General features: G+C 71.5%; 20 protein-coding genes and 1 tRNA gene. 15 read left to right on the forward strand and 6 right to left on the reverse strand.

Annotated features, from left to right (window positions below):
- Positions 1–14 precede the first annotated feature (14 nt).
- The 7 genes from sufD (at position 15) to LN042_RS04805 (ending at position 5,228) form a co-directional block, all read left to right on the forward strand.
- On the forward strand, positions 15–1,244 hold the full coding sequence (gene sufD, locus LN042_RS04775) for a Fe-S cluster assembly protein SufD (RefSeq protein ID WP_230048703.1): 1,230 nt from the start codon (positions 15–17) through the stop codon (positions 1,242–1,244).
- A 5-nt stretch (positions 1,245–1,249) separates the two neighbouring features.
- Positions 1,250–1,558: a bifunctional 3-phenylpropionate/cinnamic acid dioxygenase ferredoxin subunit gene (locus tag LN042_RS04780; RefSeq protein ID WP_249800650.1), complete on the forward strand. Its 309-nt coding sequence runs from the start codon at positions 1,250–1,252 to the stop codon at positions 1,556–1,558.
- A 5-nt stretch (positions 1,559–1,563) separates the two neighbouring features.
- The gene (sufC, locus tag LN042_RS04785; protein WP_230048705.1) at positions 1,564–2,328 is read left to right on the forward strand and encodes a Fe-S cluster assembly ATPase SufC; all 765 of its coding nucleotides are present in this window, start codon (positions 1,564–1,566) and stop codon (positions 2,326–2,328) included.
- Positions 2,329–2,333: 5 nt separating this feature from the next.
- A complete protein-coding gene (locus LN042_RS04790) occupies positions 2,334–3,587 on the forward strand; it encodes a cysteine desulfurase (protein ID WP_283843566.1) in 1,254 nt (417 codons plus the stop codon).
- A 17-nt stretch (positions 3,588–3,604) separates the two neighbouring features.
- Positions 3,605–4,048, forward strand: a complete 444-nt coding sequence (gene sufU / locus LN042_RS04795) for a Fe-S cluster assembly sulfur transfer protein SufU (RefSeq protein ID WP_230048707.1) — start codon at positions 3,605–3,607, stop codon at positions 4,046–4,048.
- Positions 4,049–4,076: 28 nt separating this feature from the next.
- Entirely contained in the window at positions 4,077–4,445 is a 369-nt protein-coding gene (locus LN042_RS04800) for a metal-sulfur cluster assembly factor (protein WP_283843555.1), read from the forward strand.
- A 132-nt stretch (positions 4,446–4,577) separates the two neighbouring features.
- Positions 4,578–5,228, forward strand: coding sequence for a Uma2 family endonuclease (locus LN042_RS04805; protein WP_230048709.1), 651 nt, complete (start codon positions 4,578–4,580; stop codon positions 5,226–5,228).
- Position 5,229: 1 nt separating this feature from the next.
- On the opposite strand, the gene LN042_RS04810 is transcribed toward LN042_RS04805, so the two are convergent.
- Entirely contained in the window at positions 5,230–6,552 is a 1,323-nt protein-coding gene (locus tag LN042_RS04810; protein ID WP_230048710.1) for an MFS transporter, read from the reverse strand.
- Between the two features lie 632 nt (positions 6,553–7,184).
- Between LN042_RS04810 and LN042_RS04815 the strand changes: the two genes are divergently transcribed.
- On the forward strand, positions 7,185–8,819 hold the full coding sequence (locus LN042_RS04815; protein WP_230048712.1) for an amino acid adenylation domain-containing protein: 1,635 nt from the start codon (positions 7,185–7,187) through the stop codon (positions 8,817–8,819).
- On the opposite strand, the gene LN042_RS04820 is transcribed toward LN042_RS04815, so the two are convergent.
- On the reverse strand, positions 8,797–9,282 hold the full coding sequence (locus tag LN042_RS04820; protein WP_230048714.1) for an SRPBCC family protein: 486 nt from the start codon (positions 9,280–9,282) through the stop codon (positions 8,797–8,799). The two genes, LN042_RS04815 and LN042_RS04820, sit on opposite strands and share 23 nt — an antisense overlap.
- 224 nt (positions 9,283–9,506) lie before the next feature.
- On the opposite strand from LN042_RS04820, the gene LN042_RS04825 reads away from it, so the two are divergent.
- Both LN042_RS04825 and LN042_RS04830 read left to right on the forward strand, forming a co-directional pair.
- Positions 9,507–10,652 (forward strand): hypothetical protein, encoded by a 1,146-nt coding sequence (locus LN042_RS04825; RefSeq protein WP_230048716.1) that lies wholly within the window; start codon positions 9,507–9,509, stop codon positions 10,650–10,652.
- Between the two features lie 79 nt (positions 10,653–10,731).
- Positions 10,732–10,803, forward strand: a tRNA-Val gene (locus LN042_RS04830).
- A 159-nt stretch (positions 10,804–10,962) separates the two neighbouring features.
- On the opposite strand, the gene LN042_RS04835 is transcribed toward LN042_RS04830, so the two are convergent.
- Positions 10,963–12,555 carry a PucR family transcriptional regulator gene (locus LN042_RS04835; protein ID WP_230048718.1) on the reverse strand — a complete coding sequence of 531 codons (1,593 nt, stop codon included), beginning with the start codon at positions 12,553–12,555 and terminating at the stop codon, positions 10,963–10,965.
- Positions 12,556–12,724: 169 nt separating this feature from the next.
- Between LN042_RS04835 and pruA the strand changes: the two genes are divergently transcribed.
- Together pruA and LN042_RS04845 are read left to right on the forward strand one after the other, a co-directional pair.
- Positions 12,725–14,353 (forward strand): L-glutamate gamma-semialdehyde dehydrogenase, encoded by a 1,629-nt coding sequence (gene pruA / locus LN042_RS04840; RefSeq protein ID WP_230048720.1) that lies wholly within the window; start codon positions 12,725–12,727, stop codon positions 14,351–14,353.
- Between the two features lie 142 nt (positions 14,354–14,495).
- Positions 14,496–15,425, forward strand: coding sequence for a proline dehydrogenase family protein (locus LN042_RS04845; protein WP_230048722.1), 930 nt, complete (start codon positions 14,496–14,498; stop codon positions 15,423–15,425).
- A gap of 131 nt (positions 15,426–15,556) precedes the next feature.
- Here LN042_RS04845 and LN042_RS04850 read toward each other — a convergent pair whose 3' ends face one another.
- The 3 genes from LN042_RS04850 to LN042_RS04860 all read right to left on the reverse strand — a co-directional run bounded on the left by LN042_RS04850 (position 15,557) and on the right by LN042_RS04860 (position 19,175).
- A complete protein-coding gene (locus LN042_RS04850) occupies positions 15,557–16,552 on the reverse strand; it encodes a site-specific integrase (protein WP_308191768.1) in 996 nt (331 codons plus the stop codon).
- Positions 16,553–17,262: 710 nt separating this feature from the next.
- Positions 17,263–17,796: an NUDIX hydrolase gene (locus LN042_RS04855; protein WP_230048725.1), complete on the reverse strand. Its 534-nt coding sequence runs from the start codon at positions 17,794–17,796 to the stop codon at positions 17,263–17,265.
- Between the two features lie 44 nt (positions 17,797–17,840).
- Positions 17,841–19,175 carry an NsdA family TPR-like regulatory protein gene (locus LN042_RS04860; RefSeq protein ID WP_230048727.1) on the reverse strand — a complete coding sequence of 445 codons (1,335 nt, stop codon included), beginning with the start codon at positions 19,173–19,175 and terminating at the stop codon, positions 17,841–17,843.
- Between the two features lie 352 nt (positions 19,176–19,527).
- Here LN042_RS04860 and LN042_RS04865 point away from each other — a divergent pair, with 352 nt between their 5' ends.
- From LN042_RS04865 to LN042_RS04875, 3 genes are all read left to right on the forward strand, one after another.
- On the forward strand, positions 19,528–20,007 hold the full coding sequence (locus tag LN042_RS04865) for a hypothetical protein (protein WP_230048729.1): 480 nt from the start codon (positions 19,528–19,530) through the stop codon (positions 20,005–20,007).
- A gap of 621 nt (positions 20,008–20,628) precedes the next feature.
- Entirely contained in the window at positions 20,629–21,162 is a 534-nt protein-coding gene (locus LN042_RS04870) for a glycine-rich domain-containing protein (protein WP_230048731.1), read from the forward strand.
- Between the two features lie 49 nt (positions 21,163–21,211).
- Positions 21,212–21,367, forward strand: coding sequence for a hypothetical protein (locus LN042_RS04875; protein WP_230048733.1), 156 nt, complete (start codon positions 21,212–21,214; stop codon positions 21,365–21,367).
- The last annotated feature ends 287 nt before the right edge of the window (positions 21,368–21,654 follow it).

A 21,654-nucleotide genomic window follows, 5' to 3' on the forward strand; every position in this document is an offset into this window, starting at 1 on the left:
CACCACGAACAGCTATGGCTGAGCAGAACACTTCCGGCTCCACCACCGCCGGGTCGATCGAGGTCGGGACCGCCGGCGCCGGTGCGCAGCTGGCCGGCCCCGGCACCGGCCGCGCCGAGGTGCGGCAGCCGATCGACGCCCGCGTCGCCGTCGAGCCGTCCTACGACGTGACCGACTTCCCGGTGCCCACCGGCCGCGAGGAGGACTGGCGGTTCACCCCGCTGCACCGCCTGGCGGGTCTGCACGACGGCACCGCCGTCAGCGCCGACAAGGGCACCGACAAGGTCGAGCTCGGTCTGCCGGACGGCGTCACCGCCGAGACCGTCGGCCGCGACGACGCCCGGCTCGGCAAGGCCGGCAAGCCCGTCGACCGGGTCGCCGCGCAGGCCTACAGCGCCTTCGAGGAGGCGCTGGTGGTGACCGTGCCCAAGGACGCGGTGCTGAACGAGCCGGTGAAGATCGACGTGCACGGCGAGGGCGGCGTCCGCTTCGCCCACGTGGTGATCGACGTCAAGCCGTTCGCCGAGGCCGTCGTGGTGCTGAACCACACCGGTTCCGGCACCCGGGCGGCCAACGTCGAGCTGCTGGTCGGCGACGGGGCGAAGCTCACCTTCGTCTCGGTGCAGGACTGGGAGCGCGACGCGGTGCACACCGCCCAGCAGACCGCGCTGGTCGGCCGGGACGCCTCGCTGAAGTCCGTGGTGGTCACCTTCGGCGGCGACCTGGTCCGGATCCACCCGCGGGTCACCTACTCGGCCACCGGCGGCGAGGCCGAGCTGTACGGCCTCTACTTCGCCGACGCCGGCCAGCACCTGGAGCACCGGCTGCAGATCGACCACGACACCCCGCACTGCCGGTCCAACGTGGTCTACAAGGGTGCGCTGCAGGGCAAGGACGCCCACGCGGTCTGGGTCGGCGACGTGCTGATCCGCGCCGCCGCCGAGGGCACCGACACCTACGAGCACAACCGCAACCTGGTGCTCACCGACGGCGCCCGGGTCGACTCGATCCCCAACCTGGAGATCGAGACCGGCGAGATCGTCGGCGCCGGCCACGCCTCGGCGACCGGCCGCTTCGACGACGAGCAGCTGTTCTACCTGCAGGCCCGCGGCATCCCGGAGGAGGAGGCCCGCCGCCTGGTGGTGCGCGGCTTCTTCGCCGAGCTGGTGCAGCAGATCGGCGTGGCGGAGATCCACGACCAGCTGATGGAGAAGATCGAGTCCGAGCTGGCGGGTGTCGCGTGAGCTACATGCGTGTCTGCGCGCTGAGCGAGCTGGCCGAGGACACCCCCAAGCGGGTGGAGGTCGACGGGGTGCCGGTCTCCGTCGTGCACACCGAGGGCGAGGTGTTCGCGATCAACGACATCTGCTCGCACGCCAACGTGTCGCTCTCCGAGGGTGAGGTCGAGGACTGCCGGATCGAGTGCTGGCTGCACGGCTCCAGCTTCGACCTGCGCACCGGCAAGCCCTCCGGACTGCCCGCCACCAAGCCGGTTCCCGTTTACCCCGTCAAGATCGAAGGGGACGACGTGCTCGTCTCCGTCACCCAGGAGTCCTGAGCACCATGGCAACCCTTGAAATCCGTGACCTGCACGTCTCCGTCGAGGCGGAGAACGGTCCCCGCGAGATCCTGCGGGGCGTCGACCTGACGGTCAAGCAGGGCGAGACCCACGCCATCATGGGCCCCAACGGCTCCGGCAAGTCGACCCTGGCCTACTCGCTCGCCGGCCACCCCAAGTACACCGTGACCAGCGGCCAGGTGCTGCTGGACGGTGAGGACGTGCTCGCCATGTCGGTGGACGAGCGCGCCCGCGCCGGCGTCTTCCTGGCGATGCAGTACCCGGTCGAGGTGCCGGGCGTGTCGGTCTCCAACTTCCTGCGCACCGCGGCCACCGCGGTCCGCGGCGAGGCCCCCAAGCTGCGCACCTGGGTGAAGGAGGTCAAGGAGACCATGGCGGCGCTCCAGATGGACCCCGCCTTCGCCGAGCGCAACGTCAACGAGGGCTTCTCCGGCGGTGAGAAGAAGCGCCACGAGATCCTCCAGCTGGAGCTGCTGAAGCCGAAGATCGCGATCCTCGACGAGACCGACTCCGGCCTGGACGTCGACGCGCTGCGGATCGTCTCCGAGGGCATCAACCGGGTCCGTGCCACCGGTGAGGTCGGCACCCTGCTGGTCACCCACTACACCCGCATCCTGCGGTACATCCAGCCCGACTACGTGCACGTCTTCGCCGGCGGCCGGATCGTCGAGTCCGGCGGTCCGGAGCTGGCCGACAAGCTGGAGAACGAGGGCTACGAGGCTTATGTGAAGGGCGGCGCTGTCGCGTGACGAACCTGACTCTGCCGGGGCTGCTGGACACCGACGCGATCCGCAAGGACTTCCCGGTCCTGCAGCGGCTGCTGCACGACGACAGGCCCCTGGTCTACCTGGACAACGCGGCGACCTCACAGAAGCCCCGGCAGGTCCTGGACGTGCTGGCGGCCTACTACGAGCAGCACAACGCCAACGTGCACCGCGGGGTGCACGTGCTCGCCGAAGAGGCCACCGCGCTCTACGAGGGGGCCCGGGACAAGGTGGCGGCGTTCGTCAACGCCCCCAGCCGGGACGAGGTGATCTTCACCAAGAACGCCTCGGAGTCGCTCAACCTCGTTGCCAACATGCTCGGTTGGGCTGACGAGCCGTACCGCGTGGACGCCGACTCGGAGATCGTCATCACCGAGATGGAGCACCACTCCAACATCGTGCCGTGGCAGCTGCTCTCGCAGCGCACCGGCGCGAAGCTGAAGTGGTTCGGGCTGACCGACGAGGGCCGGCTCGACCTGTCGAACATCGACGAGCTGATCACCGAGAAGACCAAGGTGGTCTCCTTCACCCTGGTCTCCAACCTGCTGGGCACCGTCAACCCGGTCGAGACGATCGTCCGCCGGGCGCAGGACGTCGGCGCGCTGGTGGTGATCGACGCCTCCCAGGCCGCCCCGCACATGGTGCTGGACGTGCAGGCGCTGGAGGCCGACTTCGTCGCCTTCACCGGCCACAAGATGCTGGCGCCCACCGGCATCGGCGTGCTCTGGGGCCGCCAGGAGCTGCTGGAGGACCTGCCCCCGTTCCTCGGCGGCGGCGAGATGATCGAGACCGTCACCATGGGCTCGTCCACCTACGCCCCGGCCCCGCACAAGTTCGAGGCCGGCACCCCGCCGATCGCGCAGGCCGTCGGCCTGGGCGCCGCGATCGACTACCTCTCCGACATCGGCATGGCCGAGATCGCCGCTCATGAGCACGCGATCACCGAGTACGCGGTCAACCGGCTCCAGGAGGTGCCGGACCTGCGGATCATCGGCCCGAACACGGCCGTGGACCGCGGCGCCGCGATCTCCTTCGTGCTGGGCGACATCCACCCGCACGACGTGGGCCAGGTGCTGGACGAGCAGGGCATCGCGGTCCGGGTCGGCCACCACTGCGCGCGGCCGGTCTGCCTGCGGTACGGAATTCCGGCGACCACCAGGGCGTCGTTCTATCTGTACTCGACGCCGGGCGAGGTGGACGCTTTGATCGACGGGCTGCACCACGTCCGCAACTTCTTCGGCTGAGGACAGGGACCGGTGACATGAAGCTCGACTCGATGTACCAGGAGATCATCCTGGACCACTACCGCAACCCCCACGGCAAGGGGCTGCGGGACGGCGACGCCGAGGTGCACCACGTCAACCCGACCTGCGGTGACGAGATCACCCTGCGGGTCCGGCTGGACGGCGCCGTGGTCGCGGACGTCTCCTACGAGTCGCAGGGCTGCTCGATCAGCCAGGCCAGCGCCTCCGTGCTCAACGACCTGGTGGTCGGCAAGCCGGTGGGCGAGGCCCAGCAGATCCAGGAGGCCTTCCTGGAGCTGATGCAGAGCAAGGGCCAGTCCGATGGCGACGAGGACCTGCTGGAGGACGCGGTGGCGTTCGCCGGCGTCTCCAAGTACCCGGCTCGTGTCAAGTGCGCCCTGCTCAGCTGGATGGCCTGGAAGGACGCCACCGCCAAGGCGCTGGCCGCCCACCCCGCCTGACCCCACCCGACCAAAGGAACCCCACCCCATGAGTGACACCCCTGACACCCCGGAGGGCCCGGTCGGCATCGTCGGCACCACCGCCGGCACCGTCTCCGTCGAGGACCTCACCGAGGCCCTGATGGACGTCGTCGACCCCGAGCTCGGCATCGACGTGGTCAACCTCGGGCTGATCTACGGCGTCCACATCGACGAGGACGACGTCGCCACCGTCGACATGACCCTCACCTCCGCCGCCTGCCCCCTCACCGACGTCATCGAGGACCAGGCCAAGAGCGCCACCGACGGCCTGGTCAAGGACCTCCGGATCAACTGGGTCTGGATGCCGCCGTGGGGCCCGGACAAGATCACCGACGACGGCCGCGAGCAGCTGAGGGCGCTGGGCTTCAACGTCTGAGGTTTCAGAGCTTCGAGATCGTCAACACCGCTGCCGGGTGGCTCGTTCCTTTGGGGGAACGAGCCACCCGGCAGTGGTATATCTGGCTGCAGGCGGCCACGATGGGCTCGCGAGCGTGGAAGGAGCGTCGAGGTGTCCGTAGCTGCGATCGCGCATTACGTGTTGCCCGATTCCCCGTATGCGATGTGGGTGCGGGGTGAGCTCGACGACTACCTCCACCTGCCGGACGACGGCACGCGGGTGGAGGTGGTCGGTGGGGAGATCGTCGTGTCGCCTGCGGCTGTGTTCTCGCACGCCATGATCCTGACCCGGATCCAGCGCGCTGTCGTCCGAGCCGAGGTGGGGCCCGAGACTCCCTGGACCCCGGTCCAGGCCTTCAACCTGGATCTGACCGAGATCGGGGACGGGTACCAACCCGATCTCGCGATCATGCGGACAGAGGTCGCCGCTTGGTGTGAAGCGGAAGAGCGTCTGTTCGTGTTTCCCCATCAGTTGGAGCTGGTCGTGGAGGTCACGTCCAAATCCAACGCGCACAACGACCGTCAACCGGTCTTGGGTCGCCGCGCCACCAAGTGGACCGGCTACGCCCGCTGCGGTGTGCCGTACTACCTGCTCGTCGACCGCGACCCGCGGCAGTCCGGGATCACCCTGTTCAGTGAGCCGGACCGCGCGGAGGGCCGTTACCAAACCTCCCAGAGCTGGAAGTTCGGTGACCCAGTCGTTCTTCCGGAGCCTTTCGGCATCGAGATCGACACCTCGCTCTGGCGCCCGTGGCGGCCTTGACCTACCGCCGCCGCAGCACCGCCCCCGCCAGGGCCAGGCAGGCGGTCGCGGCGACGGCGGCGAAGCCGCTGACCGCCGGCAGCAGGCCGTAGCTGCGGGCGAGGGCGCCCACGGCGACGATCGGGGCGGAGCTGCCCAGGTAGACGATGACCCAGAGGGCGCTCATCTCGCTGGCCCGCTTGGCCGGGTCCATGGCGGCGATGGCCGTGGTGAAGAGGGATCGGAAGGCGATGCCCTGGCAGGCGCCGCCGAGCACGCTGCCGACGAAGAGCAGGGCCGGCAGGTGGGCGTAGGCGGCGAGGACGACCAGGGTGAGGCCGGCCGCCAGACCGGTCAGGCCGAGGGCGATCAGCCGGGGGCTGCTGGTGGGTGGGATCAGCAGCTGGGCGCCGGCTGAGGAGCCGAGCAGCAGGGCGGCCACCACGGCGCCGGCCATCGGCGCGCGGGTGTGCAGCAGCTGGGCCGAGAAGGCGGGCGCCAGGCTGAGGAAGACCCCGAAGACGGCGTAGGAGAGGAACCCGGTGCCGGCCGCCAGCAGGAACATCCGGCGGCCCTGGGCCGGTAGCGCCAGCTTGCGGGGCTTGAGGTGCGGCGGGGTGGTGATCCGGGGCGGTTCGGCGGGGTGGCGGCGGGCGCCGGGCAGCCGCGGGTGCACCACGGCGAGCGGCACGCAGAGCACGAGCAGCGCCACCGCGTGCACCAGGAACGGCGTGAGCAGCGGGTCGCGGCCGGTGACCAGGGAGGCGCCGACGATCGGGCCGAGCGCGACGCCGCCCGCCGAGCAGGCCAGGGTGAGCTTCGCGGCCAGCGTCTGGTGGTCGGGCAGCAGGTCGCTGAGCGCGGCTCCGGCCGCCCCGGTGGAGAGCGCCACCGCCACGCCCTGGATCGCCCGTCCGGCGGCCAGCTGGCCGAAGCCGTGCGCGGTGGCGAAGAGCGCGTCGCCGCCGGCGGCCAGCAGGATGGCCGGCAGGATCAGGGCGCGGCGGCCGAGCAGGTCGGACCAGTGGCCGACCGCGGCGAGCACCGGGATCAGCACGAAGACGTAGACGGTGAAGAGCAGGGTGGTGTCGAGGGCCGTCAGTCCCATGCGCTGCTGGAGCAGCGGGTAGACCGGGGTGGCCAGGTTGGCCCCGATCAGCAGGAGCAGTAGGGCGGCGGCGACCAGGCCGACGCGCACGCCGCGGGCCGCGTTCCAGCGACTGACCGCGGAGAGCTGGAGCTGGTCGCGCGGGGCGAGCTCCAGGGGAAGCAGGGCCTCCGAGAGCCGGGTACCGGTCAGCCGCCCTGAGGGCAGGCCGGGGCCGGCGGGGGAGAGGTCCGCCATGGCAGGGGTCTCCTGATGTGGCCGGGCGCCACCCCGGGCCGGCGGGGTGTGCCGGGGCGGTCCGTCCGTGACCTGCTGTGGTGGCCAGGGTCGGGGTGCCGAGGTGGTGCGGGGAATGTGATGTGTAGTAATGCAAAAGGATACGGGCTGGTGGGGGCAGGAATGCGGGCAGCCTGGTGTGCCGACGGGCACATGGGCGGCCGGGTGGTGCCGCCGGCACGTGGGCAGCCGGGTGCGGTGCGTGGGTAGGCGGGTGCCGTCGGGCGTCTGGGCGTCGGCCGGGGGTGGTGCCGCCGGCACGTGGGTAGGCGGGTGCCGTCGGGCGTCTGGGCGTCGGCCGGGGGTGGTGCCGCCGGCACGTGGGTAGGCGGGTGCCGTCGGGCGTCTGGGCGTCGGCCGGGGGTGGTGCCGCCGGCACGTGGGCAGGCGGGTGCCGTCGGGCGTCCGGGCGTCGGCCGGGGGTGGTGCCGCCGGAACAGGGGCAGTGCGGTGGTGCGGCAGGGGCACGGACAGCGTGGTGGTGCAGGAGAGGCGTACAGCGGCGGCGCGCGCCCCCGTAGGTGGGGCACGGGCGCCGGGACGGCCGATACGCTGATCGCAGTGCAGACCCCCACATGAGGAGACCGCTCCCGATGCCCGGACGACGCCGCAAGACCCCTGACCACCCGTCGGCGACCGGGCCTGGAACGCAGCCGTCGGAGAGCCTGCTGCCCGCCGACTTCGAGCTGGCCGACCTCTACGGCGCCCACGGTTTCGACGACGGGGAGGACGCCGACGACCAGTCGGTGCTGGTCCCGCCGGTGCGCCTGCTGCCGGAGGCCGAGCTGGCCGCGCAGGCCGCTGCCGTGCCGCTGCTGGCCCTGGCGGTCCGGCTGGCCAGATGGGCGGCCCCGACCCGCCCGGTGGACGAGCTCGGTGATCTGCTGCCGGCCGACCAGGTGGCCGCCGCCCGTCACCTGGGCCTGGCCCCCGCCGAGGGCAACGTCCCCGAGGACACGGTGCTGGAGGCGCTGCGGATCTGGTCGCTGGCGAGCGACCTGGAGCTGGTGGTGCCCGCGCACGACGCCGACGGCAACCGGGTGGCCGGCCCGAGCCAGGAGCTGGCCCCGGTGGAGGCCGGCGACGCGGAGGCGGTGCTGGAGCTGTGGCTGTCCGCCGCCGAGGTGGTCACCGAGCTGGCCGCCGAGATCGAGCCGCTGGACTCCGAGCCGGACGCCGGCGAGCAGGCCGACGAGGCGCGCGCCGAGGAGCTGCTGAGCCAGTACGAGGAGGTCCAGGCGGAGGCCGCCGAGCTGCTGGACGAGGCCCTGCAGGTGCTCTATGAGGCCACCGCCTTCGCCGAGCCCGGCCAGGAGACCGTCCCGCTGGGCGTGTTGGCCGCCCTGCTGGTGGTGCCCGACGGCGAGGAGCCGGACGAGGAGATGCTCGGCGACATCACCGACGTGATGGTCGCCCTCGACCCGATGCTGTCCGACCTGGAGGAGATCGGGCTGCTGGAGTACCAGCCGATCGACCCCGAGCTCTTCGAGGAGGCCGAGGAGGAGGCGGCGGCGGACGGTGCCGCCGCCGCGGCCCTGAGCCCCGAGGCCGAGGACGCCGAGGCTGCCCGCTTCGGCCTGGTCAAGCTCACCCCGCTCGGCCAGTACGGCATCCGCCAGTGGCTGCTGGACAAGGGCTACGACGCCCCGCTGATCGGCGAGTACGCCACCGGTGACGCCACCGCCCTGCTCCAGGGCATCGCCGAGGCCGTGAACGTGCTGCCGGACCAGGAGATCCGGATCTGGCTGGCCGGCCGCGAACCGCTCGGCGCCGCCCGCGAGCTGCTGGCGGCCGCCCGGGGCAGCGACCCGGTCGCCCCGCTGCGCCGGTTGCTGGCCCAGCTGGCGCTCGGCGAGCTGGGCGAGGTGGCCGAGCCGGCGGTGCGCGAGGTGCTGGCCGACCGGGAGCTGGGCGGCGCGGCGCGGGCCTGGCTGCTCGCCCAGGGCGCCTCCGACGTGCCGGAGCCCGACCGCCCGATGGTGCTGTGGACCACCGTGGACACCTACGCCGGGCAGCTGCTGGACCTCGAAGGCGACCGCGAACTGGAACGGGAGCTGATCGCCCGGATGCCGGTGACCGATGACCCGGCGGCCTTCTTCGGTGAGCTGTGGCGGGTCGAACACACCTACACGGCACAGGTGCTGGAGACGATCGGCGAGCTGCACCCGGACAAGCGGGTGGCGAAGGAGGCCCGCAAGGCGGCCTTCAAGGCCCGCTCCCGGAACTGACGGAGGCGGCCGCCGGGGAGCCGAGCAGTCGACGCCGCAGCCCGCGCTCCCCGGCGCGCATCATCAGCGCGTGGTTCGCCAGGAAGAGCGGCCGGCCGGGCAGCGCCAGCCACCGCATCAGCGGCTTGCCGGGGCGGACCTCCTGCTCGAAGACGGCGCGGCTGGCCGCCGGCCCGTCCGGGTCGACCGTCCACCGCGACCAGCCGACCAAGTCCCCGGCCAACTCGGCCTCCAGCACCCCGGCGGCCTCGTCCTGGCGGCGTTCCCGCACCGTGACCAGCAGCTGGTAGGGCAACGCCGACCGGATCCGCAGCCGCCCCGTGCGGTCGTCCAGCCGCCGCACCTCCCGCACCTGCGGCCACCAGAGCGGATACTCCGGCACGTCGCGCAGCGCCTGGTAGACCCCGTGCCGCGGCGCGGGCAGCTGCCAGACGCTGACCAACCGGTACCGGTTCGAGTCCATGGCTGCTCCAGGTGGCCGACGAGGCGGCGCCCCCGCGTGGGTGTGGGCACCGCCACCATAGGGCCGGACCAGGGGTGGGCGGGAGGGGTCGCGCGATCTACCAGCCGTACGAGCGAAGCTGATGGCCCGCCAGGTCGAGCACACGTATCGTGGGCGGACGCGGTCCGGGACTGGTGGGGCCGGTCGCGCGATCGAGGAACGGCGAGCCCGGGGGAGCGGCGAAGGTGACGATCAGCGGTGAGAGCTGGGCGGTGGAGTCGGGCGAGGAGCACCTGCGGGGTCAGGAGCGGGCGGTGCGGGCGGTCTTCGAGGAACTGGACTTCCAGGTCTACGGGGTGGACCGGTCCGGCCGGGGCGCCCGGGGTGTGCCGCCGGCGGCCGGCGGCCCGACGGCCGTGGACAGCGACGCGCTGAGCGACTACGAGATGCTCGGCGACGAGGTCTCGTGGTTCGAGGTGCGGTCAGGCGACTGGAGCTCGCTGGACGGCCCGTACGTCACGGTGCGCACCTACCAGCCGGGCATCGAGCGCTACACCGCGCTGCCGGAGCCCGAGGAGCTGATCGAGCGGGAACGCGACCGGATCTACGAGTACCTCGGGTTGGATGAGGGCGACTGCCCGTCCCGGATCCGCACCCTGCGGGAGTGGATCACCGTGGACGGCGAGCCGGTGCCGGTGCAGATCCACGAGGAGCGCGGCAGCGGCCCGGGGCCGGGCGGCCAGTCCCGCACCGTCTGGGCCGGCCGGCTGACCGTGGACGGCTCGGTGGTGCTGCTCTGCGGGCGCGGGGTGGCCCCCGGTGACGTGGAGCTGGACCAGCTCAGCGGGCCGGACTACGACCGCTACCTGACCGGCCGCACCGAGTTGCTGCGCCAGCTGGAAACCGGACGGCAGGCCCGGATCGCCCAGGCCCGGCGCGGGCAGGCGGCGCTGACCGGCCTGGACGCGCACCGGCTGCTGGCGGAGTCCAGCGTGGAGCGGGCGCTGGCCGAGCGGGCCCACCGGCTCTCCGACGGCCGGGTCCGGCTGCCGCGGCGGCTGCGGGTCGGCGAGCCGGTTGAGCACTGGTCGGCGGCGGTGCGCCAGCAGATGCACTACGCCTCGGAGACCCGCAGCGAAGCGCGGACCGCCCTGGAGCTGATGGTCGGCCAGCTCTGCCGGCTGGCCGACCAGGTGGACTGGCTGGTCGGTTCCCAGGAGGGCCGGGCGGCGGTGGAGGAGACGATCCGCCACACGGTCTTCGCCAGCCAGGTGCCCAGCCTGCCGGCCCAGCAGGCCTGGGTGCGGGTGCGGGAGTGCGGCGGCGACCCGGAGGCGGAGGCGTGCTGGCTGGCCGCCTGGGACGTGTGGCGGCGGCAGCGCCGGCGGTGAGGGGGCGGCGTCCGGGGCACTGCCGCGGATGGGCCGTCCGGGGCACTGCCGCGGATGGGATAAGGTTTTCCCTGCACCCGGGCGATTAGCTCAGCGGGAGAGCACTTCGTTCACACCGAAGGGGTCACTGGTTCGATCCCAGTATCGCCCACCGGATTGCACAGCAAGGGCCTTGGTCACCTCGACCAGGGCCCTTGGTCGTCGTGGCGCTGGGCGCTCGGCAGGCGCTGCCCTGGGCGCCGGCTGGGCGTTGTTTTCGGCGGGGCCAGGTGCTGCCTGGCTGCCGACTGGGAGTTCGGCCGGCTCGGCGCTAGGCGCTCGGCAGGCGCAGTTGGAGCATCGCCAGCAGCCGTTGCTGCGGCTGCGCCAGGTCGATCCCGGTCAGCTGCTCGGCCCGCCGGACCCGGTAGCGCAGCGTGTTCGGATGGATGTGCAGCACCTGCGCCGCCACCCGCACCTCGCCCAGCGCGTCCAGCCAGGCCAGCACCGACTCGGCCAGCTGGGTGCCGTGCCGGGCGTCGTAGTCGGTGAGCGCCACCAGCCGCGGGTCGCGCAGCTCGGCCCGCTCCTGGAGCAGTGCCAGCGTCTCGCTGACCAGCACCTCGGCCTGCACGTCGCTCAGCGCGGCGACCTGCGGCATCACCCCGCCGCGCCCCATCGCGTCCAGGATCCGGTCGGCCTGCGCGCGGGACGCCGGCACCTGGGCCAGCCCGGTCACGGTGCTGCCGATCGCCGCCCGCAGCTGCACGCCCAGGTGGTCGCGGGCCGCCTCGACCACTTCCCGGGCCCAGCCGCGCACGGTGGCCACCGGCAGCGCGGCCGGCAGGTCGGGCAGCAGCACGTAGACCCGGGAGTCGATCGGCGCGAGCAGCGCGCTGCGGTGCCGGGCCGCGGTGTGCACCGAGATCAGCCCGGTCACGTCGGCCCGGGAGGCGTCGGTGCCGACCGCCGCGTAGCCGAGCACGGTGGCCGGGCGCTGCGGGTGCAGCCCGAGGTGGGTGGCGAGCGACTGCGGCCCGGTGCTGCCTTCGAGCAGGCCGATCAGCAGCGTCTGGGTGAGCCGCACGTCGGCCGAGAGCTCGCGGCGCCGCCGCACCAGCTGCGCGGCGGCCACCCGGGCGGCGCCGATCAGCGCCTGCTCGGCCTGCGGGGCGAGCGGCCGGGAGCCCTCCTGCACCCAGATGGTGCCGAGCGGCTGGGCGCCGGCCCGGATCCCGATGGCGAGTCGGCGGCGCAGTCCGAGCTCGGGGTGCGGGTCGACCGCGATCACCTCGTCCGAGCTGCGCAGGTGCTGGAAGACGCCCCACTCGCGCAACTTGGACAGGTACGGCTCGGGGCCCTGCCAGCCCAGGATGGAGAGCCGTCGCAGGTCGTCGACCTCGTCCAAGGCGGCGGAGCGGGAGTAGGCGAGGACCCGGCTGGAGGTGTCCTCGATGGAGACGATGCCGCCGGTGAGCACGGCCGTGGTCTGGGCCAGCGAGAACAGGTCGCCGGCATTGTGTTCGGCGGTCTCCGGCGCGTCCGGCCCGCTGATGATCGCGCGGGCCAGTGCGTCCAGGTGTTCCCAGCGGGTCTCCCGGCGCACCGACAGCAGGGCCACCCCGGCCTCGGTGGCGGCCTCGCGCAGTGCGTCGGCCTGCCCGGGGCCGTCCAGCTTGACGGCGACGGCGGCGGCCCGGGCCCGTCCGGCGGCGCGCAGCGCGGGCAGTGCGGCACGGCCGCGGGCGCCGATCGCCAGCACCAGCTCGCCGGTCGCGGCGGTGGCCGGGTCCTCGGGGTCGAGGATCGCCACCTCGCGCACCGGCACGTCCAACCCGGCGGGGGCGGCCTGGAGTTCGACCAGAGGCTCGCCGAGCGACATCAGCAGGTGACGCAGTGGGATTCCAGCGGCCGGAGTTGTCATCGGCTCACCTTCATCCGGTTGAACAATGCCGTATGGATGACTTTAGCCGCCTGGCCAACCTAGGGGGTGGCTGCGGCGGCTTAACGTTCCTTCATGGCGGCCGTGTGAACGACGGCGGCCCCGCTGCCCTACCCGAGGGCCCCCACGACTCGAAGGAGAGCGCGCACTCATGGATGCCGTGACCCAGGTCCCCGCGCCGGTGAACGAGCCGGTCCACAGCTACGCCCCCGGCAGCCCCGAGCGGGCCCGGCTGGAGGCCAAGCTGAAGGAGCTGGGGGGCCAGGAGCCCGTCCAGCTGACCATGACCATCAACGGCGAGCGCCGGATGGGTGGCGGCGAGGAGATCCACGTCGTTCAGCCGCACAACCACGCGGCCCGCCTCGGCACCATGCGCAACGCCACCCAGGCCGACGCCAAGGACGCCATCGACGCGGCCCTCGCCGCGGCCCCCGCCTGGCAGGCGCTCTCCTTCGACTCCCGCGCCGCGATCTTCCTCAAGGCCGCGGACCTGCTGGCCGGCCCGTGGCGCGAGACGATGGCCGCCGCGACCATGCTCGGCCAGTCCAAGACCGCCCAGCAGGCCGAGATCGACACTCCCTGCGAGCTCGTCGACTTCCTGCGCTTCAACGTGCACTTCGCCCGGCAGATCATCGCCGAGCAGCCGATCTCCTCGGACGGCGTGTGGAACCGCAGCGACCACCGCCCGCTGGAGGGCTTCGTCTACGCGATCACCCCGTTCAACTTCACCGCCATCGCGGGCAACCTGCCCACCGCCCCGGCGCTGATGGGCAACGTGGTCATCTGGAAGCCGTCCCCCACCCAGCAGTTCTCCGCGCACCTGCTGATGCAGCTGCTGGAGGAGGCGGGCCTGCCCAAGGGCGTCATCAACATGGTGACCGGTGACGGCCTGGCCGTCTCCGAGGTGGCCCTGAAGCACCCGGCGCTGGCCGGCATCCACTTCACCGGCTCCACCGCGACCTTCCAGCACCTGTGGCGCGAGGTCGGCAACAACATCCAGAACTACCGCTCCTACCCGCGGATCGTCGGCGAGACCGGCGGCAAGGACTTCCTGGTCGCCCACCCGTCCGCCGACCCGCAGGTGCTGAAGACCGCGATGACCCGCGGTGCCTTCGAGTTCCAGGGCCAGAAGTGCTCGGCGCTCTCCCGCGCCTACGTCCCGGCCTCGATCTGGGCCTCGCTCAAGGACGAGTTCCGCGACGAGGTCGAGGGCCTGGCCATGGGCGACGTCACCGACCTGTCGAACTTCATGAGCGCCGTGATCGACGAGCGCGCCTTCGCCAAGAACAAGGCCGCCATCGACCGCGCCCAGGCCGACCCGACGGTCGAGGTCCTGGCCGGCGGCACCTACGACGACTCGGTGGGCTACTTCGTCCGTCCGACCGTGCTGGTCTGCCAGGACCCGGCCTCGGAGTACTTCCGGGACGAGTACTTCGGCCCGATCCTCGCCGTGTACGTCTACCAGGACGACGAGTACGAGCAGATGCTGGCCCAGATGGAGTCGGTCTCCGCCTACGGCCTGACCGGTTCGATCATCTCCCAGGACCGCGCGGCGGCCCAGGACGCGGCCGAGAAGCTGCGGTTCGCGGCCGGCAACTTCTACATCAACGACAAGCCGACCGGTGCGGTCGTCGGCCAGCAGCCGTTCGGCGGCGGCCGGGCCTCGGGCACCAACGACAAGGCGGGCGCCAAGCAGAACCTGGCCCGCTGGACCTCGACGCGGTCCATCAAGGAGACGTTCGTCCCGCCGACGGACTACCGCTACCCGCACATGGGCTGACATCCCTCGCCCAGTGCCTCCCGTCGCCCGCCGCCGCCCCGTCGAGGGCGGCGGCGCGCGCGACAACCCCGTGGGGGCGGCGGCCACCCTCACCGCCGCCCCCGCACCCCTCGCACCCTGCCCATCCCCCACAGGAGTCCCGATGCTCCGTTCCGCACTGCTCGCCGCGTCCCGCTCCCCGCAGGTGCGCACCATGGTCGAGAAGTTCCCCCCGACCCATGCGATAGTCGAGCGCTTCGTCGCCGGCGAGCTGCTCGACCAGGGCATCACCGCCACGGACGAGCTGGTCGCCACCGGCCGCAAGGTGACCCTCGACCACCTCGGCGAGGACACCAAGGACGCCGACCAGGCCGCCGGCACCGCCAAGGCCTACGAGCACCTGCTGGCCGCCCTCAAGGAGACCGGCCTCGCGGCGAACGCCGAGGTCTCCGTGAAGCTCTCCGCGGTGGGCCAGTTCCTCCCGGTGGACGGTGAGAAGATCGCGCTGGAGAACGCCCGGCGGATCTGCCAGGCCGCCGCCGACGCGGGCACCACGGTCACCCTGGACATGGAGGACCACACCACCACGGACTCGACGCTGTCGATCGCCCGCGAGCTGCGTGCCGACTTCCCGTGGCTGGGCGTCGTGCTGCAGGCCTACCTGCGCCGCACCGAGGCCGACTGCAAGGACCTCTCCGGCGCGGGCTCCCGGGTGCGGATCTGCAAGGGCGCCTACAAGGAGCCCGAGTCGGTGGCGTTCCAGGGCAAGCACGAGGTCGACCTCGCCTACGTCCGTGCGCTCAAGGTCCTGATGGGCGGCGAGGGTTACCCGATGGTGGCCTCGCACGACCCCAACATGATCAAGATCGCCGGCCAGCTGGCCGAGTGGAACGGCCGCGCCCGGGACAGCTTCGAGTACCAGATGCTCTACGGCATCCGCCCGGAGGAGCAGCTGCGCCTCGCCCAGGCCGGCAACACCATGCGCGTCTACCTGCCCTACGGCGAGGAGTGGTACGGCTACTTCATGCGCCGCCTGGCGGAGCGTCCGGCCAACCTGGCGTTCTTCCTGCGGGCCATGGCCACCAAGAGCTGACCATAGGCCACATGACCAGCGGCGGAGCTGATTTCAGCTCCGCCGCATAGTCACTTCTTTGGTCTACACCTCTAGGGCTGTCGAAGTACCTCGTCGGCCCCCATAGAGTGCACATAGAGATCCATTTCAACTCACGCTGCGAGCGCCGCGAGGAAGTCGGCGGCCACGTCGGCAGCCAGCACCACCCGGCCAAGGGCCGCAGCCACCCGCTTCGCCGACGGGGGCTCGCTCATATTCTTCACCTCAACGACCTGTCCGCCAAGCGCCGGTCCGTTCGCGCGCAGCCAAGCGCCCGCCGTCTCCAGGACGCGGTCGGCGGTTCCGCGGCTGACCAGGATCTGGCCGAGCGGCCGCTGGCCCGGGCCGCGAACCAGCGACACCGTCCACTCGGCGCCCTTCGGAACGGCGACGAGGTATAGCAGCCCCAACTCGCCGACCAGCAAGCGCTCCTGGGTGCCCAGCGGTTCCAGCACCTCGTACGGCAGCAGGCCCGCGCCCAGGCCCAGCCACGCATCGATCGCCGAACGCCCGCGCCGGCCATCGTCCGGCATGAAGTGCGTGTACCTGCGCAACGTAAACCCGGGGTCGTCATGGCCGAGCCACTGCGACAGCGCGACGATGGACTCGCCGGCCTGCAACTGCACGGAGGCGTAGGTGTGTCGCGTGATGTGGAACCCGAGCTCGCGCGCAGCCGGCCAGCCGCCGCGGTGGTGCGAGGCGCGGCTCCTGTCCCACGGGTCGATCAGGCCGGCGGCGGCGAGCGCGGGCTTCCAGGCGTCGTAGTTCCACGACGATTGGTTGATGGGATTGCCGTACCGCGTCGTCATCAGCAGCGTCGTCGTCAGCTCGCCGCTCTCCGGACCGCCGGGGCCGCGCCACGGCAGTGTCACCCGCACGGGCTTGAAGTCGTCCGGGTACTCCTCCAGAGAGGGGCTGAGGCCCGCCGAGAGAGGGACTGAGCGCTCCTTGTTGCCCTTGGGGAGCTTGAAGTACGGGCGTCCGTGCTTGTCGATCTGGAGCTGGCGACGGATGTTCAGCTCTTCGGCGGACTTGTCGATGTCGCTGGGGGAGAGGCCGAACACCTCTCCCTGCCGCAGGCCGCTGCCGGTGCCGAGGTCGAAGGCGATCCGGCTGCGGGGGACGCATCCCTTCTCGCACGCTCAGGCTCTGGACCTTGGTGAACGCCCTCGCCTTGACATCCGGCGCCTTGGGCTTGATGCCGCGGGTGCTGCAGGGGTTGCGGGTGAGTCGCTTCGGGACGGCGCTGCCGAGGATCGCGGAGAGATAGTCGTAGATCACGCGGACTGTGGAGGGCTCCAGTTTCTTCAGGAGCGTGGCCACCCAGACCCGCAGATGCTCCTCGTCGATGGTGACGATGGGCAGGTGGCCGAGGTGCGGCAACACGTGGTTGCGGATCTTCGGCTCCATCGTCTCCGCCGTACCGAGGCCGACGGTGACGCCCGGCCAGTAGACCCTGTTGAAGTAGTCCGCGAGGAGGATCTGCCCGAGCTCGGGGTCGATGAACGTGCCGCGGCGGCTGTCGGTCTGCGCCGAGGCTAGCCAGTCTTTGACGTCCTTCAGCTTGACGAAGGACTCGTCCTTGACGCCCGGGATGCCGCAGACGCGGTAGCGCATGCCGACGCCGTACGTGGACTTCTTCATCTCGCCGGTCACGGGGGTGGTGGGGTGCTGGCCGGCCGGCCATCTCGGCGCGGTCGGCCGGCTGCGCGTCGGCGGGGCAGGTCGGGCTGTACACGCCACCATTATCGCTCATGCGTTCGAATGCCAGCTCGCCAGGCGGTCGGCCTCGGGGAGCTAGCCAGGTCGATCGAGTCCGCTACTTCATCCGAAGGTGGTGAAGCAGGAGGAGCGCAGCTACCGCGTTCGCGCTGCGAATCTCACCCTTGGCCACCAGGGTCGGGACCTCGCGAAGCGGTACCCATTCGCGCCGCTCGGACTCGAATGCGTCCTCGGGATGGCCAACGTACTCGGCAGTCTCGGACCAGTAGACGTGGTGGCGTCCGTCGGCGAGGCCATTCGACGGCTCGACGGTCAGGAGGTGTCGGAGCGGCCCGGGGCGCCAGCCGGTCTCCTCCAGCATCTCCCTGGCCGCGGCCGCCTCCAGGTCCTCGCCCTCCTCAACGACGCCGGCGGCCAGCTCCCATCCCCAGCTGTCGGTGATGAAGCGGTGCCGCCACAGCAGAAGCGCTTCGTTCCGTTCGTTTACCGTGGTGGCCAGCGCGACGGGGCGCTGCCGCAGCACGTAGTGGTCGAGGTGCCGGCCGTCGGGCAACTCCACGTCGGCGAGGTGCACTCGGAGCCAAGGGTTCTCGTAGACCGAACGCTCACCGAGGTTCTTCCACACCGACATCCGCTGCTCTCCTCACACTGGCCAGGTCCGGCCAGGGTATCCAGTCAGATCGGGACAGCGAGCGAGGCGTCGATCCGGTCGACCGCGTCGCGGGCGGCCGCGGTTTGCTGCTGCGCCAGCTGTCGACGCAACGCCACGAACCGATCCCGGAGGCGCTCTGACTCCATCCCGGCCGCGAGCGACAGCGCCTCCAACGCATTGCCTGCCGCCTGCTCGACCTCCCCGCGGCCGAGGTCGACGGTCGTCAGGGTGGCCATGCGGTGGACCTGCCCGCGCGGGTGTGCCTGCACGCGCACAGCCTCCTCGGCGTAGGACCGTGCGGGCGTCCAGTCGCCCAGACTGATGAGCGCCTCGGCCAGCTGGGCCTCCACCAGGCCTGGTTGGACGTAGCCAGTCTCCGGTGGCTCCTCGTCCCGACGGATTGCCGCTGCAGCGCTCTCCGCTCGGCTCATGGCCTGGTGGGCGCCGGTGGCGTCGCCCATGCGGGCGAACGCCTTGGCCTGCATGGCGTACAGGTCGGTGGCGAGCGCCGGGCTCAGCGCGCCGCCAGCGCTGCGGACGCCGGCCTCGGCGAACGCGACCGCCTGGCGGTAGTCCTTCAGGAACAGCGCCTGGTTGGTGAGGAGTGCGACGACGTAGCCGCCGAACGCCCGGTCGCCGGAGGCTTTGGCGAGGCGTAGCGCGTGGTGGAAGTACCGCTGGGCGAGGCCCTGGTGGTCGGAGTCGTACGCGCAGATCCCGGCGACCGCGACGAGGCCGCCGGTGGCCCGGAGTAGGTCCCGGCCGATCGCGTCGGTATAGGTTCCGCGGACCAGCGGCGCGGTGTGATCGGCGAGAAAAGCGACGACCCGGCTGCGGGTGGCGACGCCGCCGGACGCCCGGTACATCCGCTCGTAACGGCTTCGCGCGCCCCGCAGCATCTCGATGTCGGACGCACCGACGCGCAGGCTGCCAGCGTGGGACACGTCGGCGTCGTCTGGTGGGTTCTCCCACTCCCAGACAGGCACGATGGCCGAAGTCCCCACTACGGCGTCCTGCTGCTCGTGTTCGACGCGCCGCTGCTGGTCGGAGCGCCATAGCGCTGTGGCACGGTCGATGTAGGTGCCGAGGCTGGTCGGCGGGGGCAAGGTGTTGGGCTTGCCCATGCCGATATCGTCCAGGCTGACCGGTCGGCCGAGGTGCTTGGTCAAGAGCTCAGCGATGAGATCGGGCGCTTCACCGCGTGGTCGCTGGCCGCGGAGCCAGCGGGTCACGGCGGTGTGGTCGTAGCGGCTGGTCTTCCCACGGGCTGCGTTCGCGCGGTTCACGCGGGCGGCAAGTCCGGCGTGGGACCAGCCTGCCTCGTCCAAGAGGATGTCGAGCTGTGTATTCGGGGCCATCTGATCACCTATCAGAAGTGCGGCCCGCCTGACTGTACGCGACTTGGAATCACACGGAGTGTGAAACGAACGCTCAGCCCTGTGCTCTGTGCGCGCTGCCACGGAAAGAGCAGGCACACCAGCATGGAAGCGTGACGATGACGTTGAAGAACGACGTTGTGCGCGTGGTGCCGCTAAGGCGTAGCCCGACGGACGCGCAACTCCACGCGAGGGCCTGCATCGACTGCGGCAGCGATAGCGGGCCGTTCAGTCCGGCGGGCCACGTGTACACCCGGGCGGGTGCTGCTCGCCTCGGGTGGGCGGTCGTCGCATGCGCTGAGCACGCCAACAACGCTGCAGCGAGGGTGATCCGGTGACGCCACCGATGCAGGCCGCGCAGTGGGCCGCGATGCCGCCAGCCATCTGGCTGGCAAGTGCCGCCGGCCCCGACCGGCACGATGTCGTCGTCCGGTGGGGCTGGGATCCGGGGTGGCTCGCCTCGCTGCCCTGCGGAGTGCGCTGGGACGCCGTCCGCATGGACGAGGCACCCGGGCTGGCGGTCCTGGCCGCGCTGCGCTCCACGGACGCGCTGCCGGTGCTCGGCCCGGTACTGCACCACCGCGGCGCCGGGCACGTCTACTGGCTCGTGTCGATCGAGGCTGACGGGCCAGCTGACTGGCGGGAGATCGATCCGACGTGCGTGCTCTTCGGCGCCGGCTCCCACCTTGCGCTACCAACTCTGGATCCCGAACTCCCGCAGGAGTGCCCCGAGCAGTGGATCCACCGACCCCGCGTGGTCGGCACGCTGACCCCGCCGTCATTGCTACGCGCTGGGGTGGAGGCTGCCCGGTGAACGCCGACGGGCCCGTTCCGCTGGAGGCCCGGGACTGCAACACGTGCCGCTGCCTGGACATCATGGCGTCCCGCGCGTGGGTGACGGACGAGACCGGTAGCTACCAGGATGAGTCCGCTCTGTCTGACGTGCGGGTGAAGCGGCGTCAGCACCGGGCCGAGGGCAAGTGCTCCCGGCGGTCGGAGACGTGGGGTAGCGAACCCGAAGGCGACAGCCAGGGCGAGCCGGGCCTGTCGACCGGCCCGGAGGCCCTGGAGCCTGCTGAATCCGGCGCAGCGGGCTGCCTTCGGGGCGCCATGCCGGAGCTGAGTACGAGTCGGGGTCGTCAGTGAGCACCCCGGTCGACCGCAGTCTGCAGGTTCGCCGCGTCTACGTCGGCCGGCCGCCTACCGTCAGCGGACTCACGTCCCATCGGCAGGCCCGTCGGCGGCGCGGACGCCGCTGGCACTGACCGTCGAAATCTCCCACGTCAGGAGTGGCCCCCGCAGCCTCCTGACGTGGGGCACAACCCCGCCCCGGCCGACTTGCCGGCGAGCCGTCCGGCCGGGGCGGGGTCCGCAACACCGAACGATCCGGCCACCGGCTGGTGGCCGGCCGGCCTCAGTGTGAGGAGACACCAGTATGTCGGTTCCGACCGAGCGTCCGCCTGGGCCCATGCCGCCGTCCGACGGTGGCATGCGCGACCCGCGCGACTACATCGACCCGCGCGACTTCGCGAGCGTGGTCCACACGGTGCTGGACAACAACCCGGGCATGGAGGGCCGGCAGGCGACCCGGATCACCTGCGAGGCCATCAAGTTCGTCGTGGCCGGCGCGATGTTCCCCGAGCACGCCATGGCGCCGAGCCGGATCGTGGACGAGGGCTGGCACGCCCTCATCGTGCACACCGAGCTGTACGCCCGCCTGTGCGCGAAGTTCGGGCCGTTCGTCCACCACACCCCGGGGTACAACCCGATGTTCTTCGACCCGCCGATCCTGGACCGCACGGAGGAGCTGATCCGTGCGGCCGGGTTCGAGGTCGACGAGGAGTTGTGGGTGGGCCCGACGGACGACCGGATCCCGGTGGCCGCGAACTGCCAGCACTCCCCGAACTGCCAGATTCGGCCGATGCCGAAGCCGGAGAAGCCGTGCACCAGCCCGGGCGGCCGTGCCTGACAGTGGGCTGGCGCGCGTAGCCTGCTGCCACCGATGACAGGAGGTAGGCATGGAGGAGTGGATCGACCCTCGTTATGCGGAGCTGGTGGCTACTGTCCGGCGGCAGCAGGCAGGGGAGGAAGACGCGCCCCCGTTCGTTCCGGGGCCGGTCGGACAGGATTCGGCCGCGCCGTGCAAGTGGTTCATCATGGGGCGCGCTGACTGATCGTCGGATCAGCGCGCACCTGCAGTAACACCACCTGGGCCTTGCGGGCCTGGGCGTGGCCGGCGCGTCTCGTGGGGCGCGTCGGCCACCGACTACGGGATCAGGGCGCGCAGCGGGACACCGAGGGCGGCAGCGATGACCAGGTATCACCACGTCTCAGCAGGTCGCAGCCATAAGTGACTCCCCGTAGCGCAACCCAGAGGCCCGCCCTGGGAGCATGATCGGGGCCACGTAAAGTGGTACGGCTACTTCATGCGCCGCCTGGCGGAGCGTCCGGCCAACCTGGT

Origin of the sequence: Kitasatospora humi, assembly GCF_020907985.1 — a bacterium.
Taxonomy (GTDB): Bacteria; Actinomycetota; Actinomycetes; order Streptomycetales; family Streptomycetaceae; genus Kitasatospora; species Kitasatospora humi.